This is a genomic window from Dysgonomonas sp. 520 (assembly GCF_010501095.1).
In the GTDB taxonomy this organism is placed as follows: domain Bacteria; phylum Bacteroidota; class Bacteroidia; order Bacteroidales; family Dysgonomonadaceae; genus QVMP01.
Genome location: NZ_QVMP01000029.1, coordinates 23,814 through 34,308 on the forward strand (window position 1 = coordinate 23,814; position 10,495 = coordinate 34,308).

Genomic DNA, 10,495 nt, shown 5'->3' on the forward strand with positions numbered 1-10,495 from the left:
TTAATATCTGTTTTTTGATCGTGAACTAATTTGTTTTCGTGAGATGGTTCTTACATTTTCGTTTCCTTTGTCGATGGCAACGGCTCGGTTAAGTTTACTGATTGCGCCGTGTACGGCGTCCGCTCCGTCGTCATGTGCCCCGCTTCCTTTTTCGAATGCGAGAAACTGGTCTACTAATGTTGTTTGGTCTAGTCCGTTCTTTTCGTCAATATTGAAAATGACGTGATGCCGCTCAAAATGACCCGCCATGCTTTCAATTCTGTCAAATTTGTCTGCTTTGCTTCGTTTATCCGCAACCACAGGAATATAATAACCCCGTTTATCGCCCTCGATGTCAAAGTCGTTTACAAAGTCATCCATGGCAAATAAACCCTCAATCATGTATCTGATATTGATATTTTCAAGCCTTTTGTCTTCGTAGAGGTTGTAAAGCCATTCGGCGCATTTTGCACGGCTATTCTTTCTCAGATATGTATGTATGATATGGAATTCACGCCCCGTTCTTCCAACCAATATTAAAGCCTTGTAGTCGCCCGCATCTTTATACGATAGGTCGCCATAGAACACAAGTCCGTCGTATTTATTCAATGGCAGCATTTCGCCGAATACCATATCCTCATATTTGAATATCGCCCCGTCCTGAATGTGAGCGTGCATATATTCACGCATGAAAGAACGGTACGGCATCTGTTTGAATTTGTTTTTCCAGTATGCCGCCGATGTCTTGTCTTTCCATGTCGGTTCAAAAGAGGACAAGTCTTTGACAGCCGTAACCGTGCTGATGTAGAATATATTTTCTTCTCCCTCATTTTTTGCCTGTTGAATAGCTTGCTGAAAATAAAGTTTCAGTCGGTTGGTAATACTGTTTTTATGAGTATTGTTGTTGGCGTGTATATACCTTTCCGTACCATCGTCCACAGCATCGAAACAACCCCAAACGTCCTCTGTTATGTAGTCTACCGATTCCCGCATAATACGGTCGTTGTTGATGTGTTTTTTTGTGTCCACATCGTCGGTGGTAATATAGTCGGGGCGTTCAGCGTCTTCTCGTGAACCCCTTGGGTCTTGCCCGAACCCTAACGCCATGAAGCGAACTCCGTCAATTGTGGCAAAGTCACCGTCTGCCCAATCTCCATATTGGAATTTTGCCCCGTAATCGTTTATCAGACGTTTGTTGTGTTGCAATTGGCTTTGTATGGACGAAAGCAGTTTCTTTGCTTTCTTTTCGTTTGCGCCAATAATAAGCATGAATTTTAAATCATGTTTAGCAAACATGAGAAACAGAGGTATTCCCATGTTAATGTGAACCGATTTAGCCGCTGAACGATACCATTCTGCCAACACACGGCAACGTTTATTTTTGATAATGTAGTTTGCCATCTTCTTGTGAAAAGGTGCACACTTTGATTTTGCAAAATTGGGAAAGTAATACTCAAACCATTTTGCATAATCTTTTTCAAGTTCCTTTATCCGTTTTTGCTTGTCCTGATGGCTTTCGTTTATGTTTATGATGGTTGCCTGAGCAATGCGCCGGCAATGCTTGTCGTAATCCTGAATTAGTTTTTCGTATTTGTTGTTTGCTGCCATGTGTTAAGATTCTAATGAGATTATATGTTGTAAGAACATTTTGTTGTATTCGGTGTCTTCTATTGCCCTTTGCGGGTTTATTTCCGACATATAATTATCACGCATTTGCAATACAGACATCACGGTTCGGGGGTTTACGGTTTTGTCTAATCTGTCTATTGCCGCCATGAATTTGGATAACTGATCTGCATTTACTTTCGATTCTTCACCCGACACCACCTTTCGTGCTTCTTCCATTAGCAATTCCTTTAGCTTCACGGGTGTTAACTGCAAATCACGTTTGCGGTCATCCCACGACTTTTCCCCGTCCCGCCCTTTGCGCCATGTAGAAACCGTTTGTTCGGAAATTTCCAACAATTCGGCTATTTCACGCCCCGTCTTTCCTAACCTGATAAAATAGTCTTCGGCTATATCCCTCAGTTTTTCAAGTTCTGTTTTTGTTCTTTTTGCCATATATAATAGTTACGAGTTACTTCGCCCTTTGGGCAGTTACGAGTAATGAGTTCGAAGTACTTAGAACATTCTTCATTTTTAATTTTTCACTTTTCATTATATGTACTCCTTGCATTTTTATACGAAAATATGAATATATATGCACTCGAATAACATTTAGTTCAACCCTTAATATAAAGCGTTCAAGCGATTTATTTGGATTTTCACTGTATGTGTAAGTCGTATATTTTTGCATCAAAACAGTATAAATATGCACGAAGCAATCATAAAGTTATACGGCGAAATATGGTCGTGGAATCTGAATAACTCCGAACTATTTACAAATCGTTTAAACGGTTTTGAAAATGATAGGAATGTGAGCGAAATACACTTACATATTCATTGCTTAGGTGGTGAAGTATTGGAGGGTATAGCCATAATAAACGCAATCAAAGCCTGTAAAAAGCCTGTTATTGCTTATATCGACGGGGTTTCGGCATCAATGGCAACACTTGTGATGCTTGCCTGTGATAAGATATACATGGCTGATAATGCCTATATAATGATTCATTCGCCCCGTGGCGGGGCATACGGAACGGCAAAAGATATGGCTAAAGTGGTGAAGCTACTAAAGGCAATGGAGGTAAATTTTAAGAAAGCATATTCCACTCGCACAGGAAAGCCGGAAGCCGAAGTTGCCTTGTGGATGGATGGCGACAATTGGTTTTCTGCCAGTGAAGCCCTCGCCGAAAATCTGATTGACGGAATATTCGACGCCGTGGACACTACACAAACAAACATCTTGTCGAAAGAAGATGTAAAAGACAATACAGTGAAAATGATGTATCAACGTTATGCGGCGTTGAATACATCCGACAATAATAAATCAGAATCGCAAAAACCTAAAAACAAGATGGACAAACAAAAGATCATTGCACAATTCGGACTCACTAGCGTAACCGTCGAAAGTTCCGAAGATGAAATCTATTCGGCTATTTCTGCAAAAATGAACGCAGAAACAACAGCACGCCAAACGGTAGAAAATACCTTGAAAACAGAAAAAGAAAATCAGGTGAAAGCGGTTGTTGCAGCCGCCAAAACTGCGGGTAAAATAACCGATGCTCAGGTAGTTAGTTTCGAAGCAATCGGAATTAACGCAGGCATAGAAGCATTGCAAACGGCTTTGGATGCTATTAAATCAGTTCCGTCAATATCTGCTTTATTGAACAATGGCATACAATCGCCGCAAACAACTGAGCCTAAAACGTTCACTGAACTTCAAGCATTGGGCGACGTCGCTTTAGCTGCTTGGAAACGTGACAGACCTCAGGACTATGCACGTTTGTATAAAGCTGAGTTCGGACACGACATTAATGTTTAATCAATTAAAATTTAATTATTTACATGGCAAGAAATTTTCCAGAAGTATGGGTCGGACGGGTTGAAACCAACCTGAAAACGACCGACGAAGCCCCTTGGTTGGATGGTATTCCCGAAATTACCTCGCCTGTGGTTGTGCTAGGGGAAGGCACAGACACAGAGAAGAATATTATCAATATTCCAACCTCAGAGTTTGAAGTAGAAGTATTGATCAACAATTCTACTTACCCTATTGCATTACAGGATTATACCGACGACACGGCAATTGTGGCTTTGGATAAGTACCAAACAAAAGTTACAACATTGGCAGACGACGATGTGATGGGAGCGGCTTACGATAAAATAGATAGTGTCACAAAAGGACATGTAAGTTCTATTACCTCCGAAAAATATATCAAGGCTATCCATGCCATTGCACCGACGGCGGATTCTGTAAATACGCCTGTGATTGAGACGGGAGGAAATGACGACGGGGATGGTCGTAAGATGATCACACGTAGGGAGATTATTAAACTAAAGAAAAAGTTCGACCAAATGCAATGCCCTGCCAATGGCAGACGTTTGGTGTTGTGTGCCGACCATGTTCAGGACTTGTTAAACTCTGATCAGAAATTTGCAGACCAATACTACAACTATGTAAGCGGCAAGATTTCAAATCTTTATGGATTTCAGGTTTACGAATACATCGCAAATCCTTACTTCAACCCAACAACCAAACAAAAGGTTAGTTTCGGGGCTGTGCCTGCGGCTGACGACTATCAGGCGTCTGTTGCTTTCTATGCGCCAAACATAGGTAAGAAAACAGGAAAAACGAAACAGTATTACAGCGACGCAAAAACAGACCCGGAAAACCAAACAAACAAGATCAATTATCGCCACTATTTTATTGCTATTCCGAAACGTGCAAAATACATCGGAGCGATAATCAGTTCGAAAGCGTAATTGTGAATGAAAAACTAAAAATGAAAAATTAAGAATTACTCATAACTCTAAAAAAATATGACTGGACAAGAAGAAAAAAAAGAATTGACGGATGCTCAAAAAAAGAGAGCCCGTGCAAAAGAGATCGCAGATAGCAGAAATGTGCAAGAAGTCTATTCCAATACTAAAGACGAATTTTTCACAGTCTATTGCAATGCCGTAAACTCGGAAAACGGCAAAAAAGAAAATGTTAAAACCTACACATTCAAATAATCATGTCAAGGGTTAATTTACAGAAAGGAAAGGTCGGAGCTTCCATTTTGGGCGGATATGAAAAAACGTCCGCCCTAGTGGGTAGCTATGGCGCAATTGCGGGAACTTCGGGAAAACTGGAAATAGGCAAACCCGTTCAGTTTCGCAATATTGTAGAAGCCGAATCCTACGGTGTGAAGCAAGGTACATTGCTACATCACCATATTTCTGAATATTTCCGCATGTCGTTGATTGGCGGCAAAGGTGCTTCCTTATGGGTATTGAATACTCAGAGTCATACTTCATTCGTTAACATGATTCAGGATAACGCTATTAAGCAAATGATAGTAACCTCCGACGGCAATATTTTTCAGGTGGGGTTTGACTACATACCAAAATCAACCAATTATGTTGATGGTCTGAACGATGAAACTTTTGCTGCGATGAAAGCCGCTCAGGCGTTTGCCGACTGGTGTCACCAGACAAACCGAAAATTGCATTGTGTTGTTTCGGGGGCTGATTATAAAGGTGCGGCGGCTTCATCCCTCAATCTGCGGGATATTAAAGAAAGTGGTGCATCTGTCCCATTACCTCAGGTTTCTTTGGTTATCGCACAAGATTACGATTTTGCCGAAACATTGACGGGAAAAGAACAGAAATATGCGGCTGTCGGTACGCTTCTGGGCTGTATGGCTGCGCAACCTGTCAGCTACAATATTGGAGAGGTAGAAACCATGTCATTAACAGATGCTACACGCAGTTTGTGGCTGAATGCGGGATTGAGTTCGCACGAACAAGTGCGAGATAAAGAGGCTGAATTGTCAACTCTGAACGCAAAAGGTTACATAGTTGGCGAGTATTACAGTGGACAGGTTGTGTTTAATGACGATCATGTGTGTACACCTGTCGTTGTGGATGCAGACGGAAATATGAATGAACATACAATTGCGCTTTCACGCACCAATGCAAAAGTTTTCCGTGAAATCTACAAAGCCTATTTGCCTAAAATAAAGTCGACAGTTCCTGTCGATGCCAAAACGGGCAAACTCGGTATTGGTATGGTCAAGTATTTTGAAGGCATAGGAAATGATGTTTTCGGATTAATGCAAAACAAACAGGAAATATCGGGCGGTGAAACGGAAGTTGACAGAGAAAGCAACTTACTCTATGGAAATAAGGCGTTAGGCGTCTTTTACAATTGGGTTCCGATGGGAACTATCGGGCAAATAAACGGAACGGTTAACATCAAATCTTCTTTATAACACTATGAGAGTAATTAAGAACGGAAAGGCTTTCGACGGTGCTGATGCTATTTGTACGGCACTTGGTCAAATCTGGGACGAAGTGACAGAGGTGAGTTATGGTTTTACCCGTGAACATCAGCACAATCATACAATTGGCTCATATAACCCTACATCGTGGAGTATGGGAAAACAAACGCCTAATGGCTCGCTGACGGTTATGATGAACCAAATTGTCTCTTTAGAAAAAGCAGCACCAACGGGAAATATAATAGACATAAAGCCTTTTGACTTCAATGTGTCTTTTGTGGATGATTACAACGAAATCGTCAACGATACAGTTGTTTGGAAGTTTGCTTCTTGGGGGCGTACCGTAAACACAGAAATGGGATTAGCTCAACAATTCGACATGTTTGTGTTGGAAGTTAAGCCAAATAACGTAAAATAACAGATTTATAACAATTTAAGCAGAAAAAAAAATAAAAAAATGACAAAGAAAACGACATCCCTGCCTGATGGCGTAACTGAAGAAATGGTTACGAAATGGAAAGAAGATTTCGGAAGCAACAACGTAAAAAAAGCAAACTTAGTAGACAAAGACGGCGTGTATTGCAAGTCTGTCGTTGTGAAAGTTCCGCAAAGGAAAGAATTGAGCGAGTCAGAAAAATGGAGTTTTTCCAATCCGGACAAATCGAAAGAAATATTGGTTAATGCCTGCGTCCTGTCTCACAAAGAGGAAGTAAAAGCAGACAATCAATTGTTCTTTTCTGCTTGGGCTGCAATTAATGAGTTAAGCCCTTTGGCAAAAGCTACTGTCGAAGACTTGTAGAAGACTATCCGCCCTTACTCGACAGTAGCGATAAAGATTATATAAGGAAATGGAACGCCCTGATCAGTTACTTTTTTCATATTCAAAGTCCCGAAAACCTGACGGATGAAGAATGGGCGGAAAAAGTAAAGCAATTAGACTGGCTATCTAAAAGGGGCATCTTGGGTTCTGAATTTAAAAACGGGTTGTTGTGAAGTACGTAGTTGATATATTTCAAAGGATGCAAAGCATTTACGGTTTTGTCGGTGCTAATGTTCAGGGATTGGCAAACCGTAGTGTCTTTGCGGCGGGTATCGCTTACAACAATACCCGTTATCAAAGGCAAAGCAACGAAAAGGATTTTAAAGATGTTTCATTTTACACGGTTGCAGAATACAATTTTGCAGATATGGAAATGAGATACGAAGACCTGTCTCTAAAGTTTAGTTTCGGCTCGTTGCTTAATGACACTGAGGGTATTATTGCCCCGCCTCCGATGGTTTCGTTTAAACGTTCCAAAAATTTGGGGATAACGGTTATTGATACAGCAATGTACGATACAGAGACTTCCGAAATTGTAGAAAATTTTGGTATAAACAGTTGGGATATTGATATACGGGGCATTATGGTAGACATGGACAATCACCACTACCCAAAATCTAAGATAGTTGATATTACCCGATTTTTCGAAATAAACGATGTGATTGAGATTGTTTCGCCTTTGTTTCAAGATTTAGGTATTACGTCGATCTATTTCAAAGAACAATCTATTGAACCCGTAGAAGCCTATCCCGACACGGTGAAATTTTCATTGCAGGCAAAAAGCATCAAACCCGCCGAGTTCACAATCATAGACCGGACAATAACCGTTTAAATGCTATTTAAATGTCATATCTTAACTTAAACAGTAGGCTTGTAATTACCAATACAGAAACAAAACAGAGTATTGTCTTTAATCATATTTCCGATGCGGAAATAAAACTATCTGTCAAAGTTTTGGGTGATACGGCAACGGTGACAATTCCCCGTCGGTATGGTAAATTGAAAGACAAAGAGGTTTTGCAATATATCAAGGCGGGGTTTTCCGTCCAATTGGAATTAGGCTACAACGGTGAATATCATACTGAGTTTAACGGGTTTGTCCGTGAGGTTGGCAGTGGTTACCCTCTTAAGATATATATTGATGATGCGTTTTATAAGTTACGGAAAAACAGTTTTAATAAGTCGTGGAAAAGCGTAACATTGAAGCAGTTGTTGTCTGAGATAGCATCGGGTTATAAAATTGAATGTCCAGATGTTGACTTAGGCACTTTTCAGATCGACAATGCAAGCACATTTGTAACGTTGCAGGCGTTGAAAGATCAATACGGCTTTTCTGCTTTTTTGAAAGATGGTACACTTTATTGCCAATTCGCTTACGACGTTCGGGGTGTTGGTAGAATACATACCTACGATTTTACTAAGAATGTTAAAAAACACAGCCTGACATACCAACGCAAAGAAGACAATAAAGTCAGAATTCGTGCGATTTCCAACCAATCTACGGGTAAAAAAGTTACTGTTGAAGTCGGAAATAAAGAGAAAGAAGCAAGTGTTCGGACTCTCAATTTCAGAAACAAGACAGAAGCAGAATTGCGAAAATTGGCTTTAAAAACACTCGATAGCCTTGTTTTTGACGGCTTTACGGGAAACATAACGGGTTTTGGTTATCCACGTGTGATGGCGGGTGACACACTAGAACTTATTTCGCCCAAAGAGCCGGAACAAAACGGAAGTTATCTTGCCGAATCTGTGACAATACGCTACGGGAACGCCTATTATGAGAGAGTTTGTGATTTAAGTTATAAAGTGAAATGACACCAGAAGACGCATTTTTACAACTATTCAAAAAACTGATGCCAAAAGCGGCGATGGTTTCGGTTGGCAAAGCAACCAACATAGACAAAGAAAAAAGGGTGTGCGACGTTGAACGTGACGGACAACCAATATTATTTAATTGCCGTTTAAATGCGGTTGTTGATTCTATGAATAGTTATTCTGTTGTTTTCCCGAAACCTGACTCCTATGTGTTGTGCCTGACAATTGGAGATACTGATAATCTTGTAATTGCATACTCCGAAATTCAGGAAATCAATGTAAAGATAGAAAACACAACAATGGTGATGAATGGCGAAGATACTGTTTTTAACGGTGGCAAATTGGGCGGAATGGTGAAAATAAGCGAGTTAACAAATAAAATTAATGACTTTGTAAAAATATTCAACTCGCATACACATCCCGTTTCCACAACCGGAACTGCTTCGGCTCAAACGGGAGCGGCATCCGCAACTATTTCGCAGGCTTCGTTTTTCAGCAAGTCGGATTACGAAAATACTAAAATAAAACAATGAACAACGGTATTCTATTGGATGAAGAAACGGGCGATCTGTCAATAAATATTGTCCGTGATGCACAAGGTTATATTGTTTCAGGCTTGACCGTCGGAAACAATGACTATCAAAACATTCAATTAGTTGTCTTGTCCAATAAAGGTGATTTTAGAGAACAACCGATCTTAGGTGTTGGTGTTGAAAGATATTTAAAAAGTGTTGGTCGGGCTAACGATTTGCGTCGAGAGATAACTGTGCAATTGGAAGCGATAGGATATGGCAAAGCCAATGTAACCGTAAACAATAATGGTAAGTTAGAAATAGATATATAAAAATATAATGATAAATAAACTAAAATTTCAATTAATCATTTCGGTTGCACTGGTTCTTGTCGGTTGCGGTTTGCTGATAGCAGGGTTTCGTGTGCCACCAGTCGGAGAAATTCATAATTCGGTGTTAATTGCATTTGGTGAGATATTGACATTCGTGGGTGCTATTTTCGGCATAGATTATTCATATAAAGCAAAGGTGTTTAACAAAAAAAATGAAGACAATGAGGAAGATAAATAAAATAATACTGCATTGCAGTGCTACAAAAGAGGGTAAACACTTTACAGTTGCAGATATTGACCGATGGCACAAAGAGCGCAATTTTACCGAGATAGGTTATCACTATGTAATCTATTTGGATGGTACGGTACACGCAGGGCGTGATATTTCAAAGGTGGGGGCGCACACAATCGGTCAAAATTCAAACTCAATTGGAATTTGCTACATCGGCGGTTTAGATGCAAACGGAAAATCGAAAGACACTCGAACACCTGAGCAAAAAACAGCAATGATGGTTTTGATTAATGGATTGTTAGGCCAGTTCCCAAACGCAACCGTTCACGGGCATAACGAATTTGCGGCAAAAGATTGCCCTTGTTTTAACGTAAAAAAAGAATGGTAATGAAAGGAAGTCGGCAAATATTAATTTTCTGTGTCTGCATTTGGTTGTTTGGTGTGTTTGCCATACTGATGGGTTGTAAGTCACCACAGCAAACACAAATAGCGATAGAAACGAAAGAAAAGGTTGTTGAGCGTCTTGTTCCTTATGCTTTGCCGCCAGACAGTTCCTCAATTTATGCGCTGTTTGAGTGTGACAGCCTGAATAATGTATATTTGAAAGAGTTACACGATCAAAAAACAAGCGGTTGGCATGGTTCGTTTTCGTTCAATAATGGGGCATTTAAATACGATTTAAACAAGCCGCCTGATACGGTTTATGTTCCCGCAAAAGATAGCGTCGTATATAAAGAGGTTCCCGTAGAAGTGGTCAAAGAAGTGGAAGTAAATAAACAAACCGATTGGCAAATAATTAAAGGTTGGTTAGGCATATTGATGTTAGTTCAGATAGGAGTTTTGGCACTTAAATATTTCATCAAATGGAAACTAAAAATATAAACGGTCAATCCCTCATCGACCTAGCCATACAAACTGGCGGTTCGATAGAGGCGGTGTTT

General features: G+C 40.2%; 15 protein-coding genes. 13 read left to right on the plus strand and 2 right to left on the minus strand.

Annotated elements, in window-relative coordinates; translation table 11 throughout:
* The gene (gene terL / locus D0T56_RS14840) at positions 1 to 1,587 is read right to left on the minus strand and encodes a phage terminase large subunit (protein ID WP_163320951.1); all 1,587 of its coding nucleotides are present in this window, start codon (positions 1,585 to 1,587) and stop codon (positions 1 to 3) included.
* A 3-nt stretch (positions 1,588 to 1,590) separates the two neighbouring features.
* On the minus strand, positions 1,591 to 2,040 hold the full coding sequence (locus D0T56_RS14845) for a helix-turn-helix domain-containing protein (protein ID WP_163320952.1): 450 nt from the start codon (positions 2,038 to 2,040) through the stop codon (positions 1,591 to 1,593).
* 250 nt (positions 2,041 to 2,290) lie between these two features.
* On the opposite strand from D0T56_RS14845, the gene D0T56_RS14850 reads away from it, so the two are divergent.
* From D0T56_RS14850 to D0T56_RS14910, 13 genes are all read left to right on the plus strand, one after another.
* Positions 2,291 to 3,400 carry a head maturation protease, ClpP-related gene (locus D0T56_RS14850; protein WP_163320953.1) on the plus strand — a complete coding sequence of 370 codons (1,110 nt, stop codon included), beginning with the start codon at positions 2,291 to 2,293 and terminating at the stop codon, positions 3,398 to 3,400.
* Positions 3,401 to 3,423: 23 nt separating this feature from the next.
* Positions 3,424 to 4,341, plus strand: coding sequence for a hypothetical protein (locus D0T56_RS14855; RefSeq protein ID WP_163320954.1), 918 nt, complete (start codon positions 3,424 to 3,426; stop codon positions 4,339 to 4,341).
* Positions 4,342 to 4,398: 57 nt separating this feature from the next.
* Positions 4,399 to 4,593 carry a hypothetical protein gene (locus D0T56_RS14860; protein WP_163320955.1) on the plus strand — a complete coding sequence of 65 codons (195 nt, stop codon included), beginning with the start codon at positions 4,399 to 4,401 and terminating at the stop codon, positions 4,591 to 4,593.
* A gap of 2 nt (positions 4,594 to 4,595) precedes the next feature.
* Positions 4,596 to 5,834, plus strand: a complete 1,239-nt coding sequence (locus D0T56_RS14865) for a DUF2586 family protein (protein WP_163320956.1) — start codon at positions 4,596 to 4,598, stop codon at positions 5,832 to 5,834.
* A 4-nt stretch (positions 5,835 to 5,838) separates the two neighbouring features.
* Complete coding sequence (locus tag D0T56_RS14870) at positions 5,839 to 6,261, plus strand: hypothetical protein (protein WP_163320957.1); 423 nt, start codon at positions 5,839 to 5,841, stop codon at positions 6,259 to 6,261.
* 39 nt (positions 6,262 to 6,300) lie between these two features.
* A complete protein-coding gene (locus D0T56_RS14875) occupies positions 6,301 to 6,642 on the plus strand; it encodes a hypothetical protein (protein WP_163320958.1) in 342 nt (113 codons plus the stop codon).
* A gap of 190 nt (positions 6,643 to 6,832) precedes the next feature.
* A complete protein-coding gene (locus tag D0T56_RS16915; protein ID WP_163320959.1) occupies positions 6,833 to 7,495 on the plus strand; it encodes a DUF6046 domain-containing protein in 663 nt (220 codons plus the stop codon).
* 11 nt (positions 7,496 to 7,506) lie between these two features.
* The gene (locus D0T56_RS14885; protein WP_163320960.1) at positions 7,507 to 8,478 is read left to right on the plus strand and encodes a hypothetical protein; all 972 of its coding nucleotides are present in this window, start codon (positions 7,507 to 7,509) and stop codon (positions 8,476 to 8,478) included.
* The gene (locus D0T56_RS14890; RefSeq protein ID WP_163320961.1) at positions 8,475 to 9,011 is read left to right on the plus strand and encodes a hypothetical protein; all 537 of its coding nucleotides are present in this window, start codon (positions 8,475 to 8,477) and stop codon (positions 9,009 to 9,011) included. Before D0T56_RS14885 ends, D0T56_RS14890 begins: the two co-directional genes overlap by 4 nt.
* Positions 9,008 to 9,322: a hypothetical protein gene (locus tag D0T56_RS14895; RefSeq protein ID WP_163320962.1), complete on the plus strand. Its 315-nt coding sequence runs from the start codon at positions 9,008 to 9,010 to the stop codon at positions 9,320 to 9,322. Before D0T56_RS14890 ends, D0T56_RS14895 begins: the two co-directional genes overlap by 4 nt.
* Positions 9,323 to 9,329: 7 nt before the next feature.
* Complete coding sequence (locus D0T56_RS14900) at positions 9,330 to 9,560, plus strand: hypothetical protein (RefSeq protein WP_163320963.1); 231 nt, start codon at positions 9,330 to 9,332, stop codon at positions 9,558 to 9,560.
* Positions 9,544 to 9,942 carry an N-acetylmuramoyl-L-alanine amidase gene (locus tag D0T56_RS14905; protein ID WP_163320964.1) on the plus strand — a complete coding sequence of 133 codons (399 nt, stop codon included), beginning with the start codon at positions 9,544 to 9,546 and terminating at the stop codon, positions 9,940 to 9,942. The genes D0T56_RS14900 and D0T56_RS14905 overlap by 17 nt, the downstream gene beginning before the upstream one ends.
* Positions 9,942 to 10,436 (plus strand): hypothetical protein, encoded by a 495-nt coding sequence (locus D0T56_RS14910; protein WP_163320965.1) that lies wholly within the window; start codon positions 9,942 to 9,944, stop codon positions 10,434 to 10,436. The genes D0T56_RS14905 and D0T56_RS14910 overlap by 1 nt, the downstream gene beginning before the upstream one ends.
* Positions 10,437 to 10,495: the final 59 nt, after the last annotated feature.

Coding starts and splice junctions, on each gene's coding strand:
- D0T56_RS14905 (WP_163320964.1), top strand. CDS start 9,544: ATGAGGAAGATAAATAAAATAATACTGCATTGCAGTGCTACAAAAGAG.
- terL (WP_163320951.1), bottom strand. CDS start 1,587: ATGGCAGCAAACAACAAATACGAAAAACTAATTCAGGATTACGACAAG.
- D0T56_RS14875 (WP_163320958.1), top strand. CDS start 6,301: ATGACAAAGAAAACGACATCCCTGCCTGATGGCGTAACTGAAGAAATG.
- D0T56_RS14895 (WP_163320962.1), top strand. CDS start 9,008: ATGAACAACGGTATTCTATTGGATGAAGAAACGGGCGATCTGTCAATA.
- D0T56_RS14855 (WP_163320954.1), top strand. CDS start 3,424: ATGGCAAGAAATTTTCCAGAAGTATGGGTCGGACGGGTTGAAACCAAC.
- D0T56_RS14860 (WP_163320955.1), top strand. CDS start 4,399: ATGACTGGACAAGAAGAAAAAAAAGAATTGACGGATGCTCAAAAAAAG.
- D0T56_RS14900 (WP_163320963.1), top strand. CDS start 9,330: ATGATAAATAAACTAAAATTTCAATTAATCATTTCGGTTGCACTGGTT.
- D0T56_RS14910 (WP_163320965.1), top strand. CDS start 9,942: ATGAAAGGAAGTCGGCAAATATTAATTTTCTGTGTCTGCATTTGGTTG.
- D0T56_RS14845 (WP_163320952.1), bottom strand. CDS start 2,040: ATGGCAAAAAGAACAAAAACAGAACTTGAAAAACTGAGGGATATAGCC.
- D0T56_RS14890 (WP_163320961.1), top strand. CDS start 8,475: ATGACACCAGAAGACGCATTTTTACAACTATTCAAAAAACTGATGCCA.
- D0T56_RS14885 (WP_163320960.1), top strand. CDS start 7,507: ATGTCATATCTTAACTTAAACAGTAGGCTTGTAATTACCAATACAGAA.
- D0T56_RS14850 (WP_163320953.1), top strand. CDS start 2,291: ATGCACGAAGCAATCATAAAGTTATACGGCGAAATATGGTCGTGGAAT.
- D0T56_RS14870 (WP_163320957.1), top strand. CDS start 5,839: ATGAGAGTAATTAAGAACGGAAAGGCTTTCGACGGTGCTGATGCTATT.
- D0T56_RS14865 (WP_163320956.1), top strand. CDS start 4,596: ATGTCAAGGGTTAATTTACAGAAAGGAAAGGTCGGAGCTTCCATTTTG.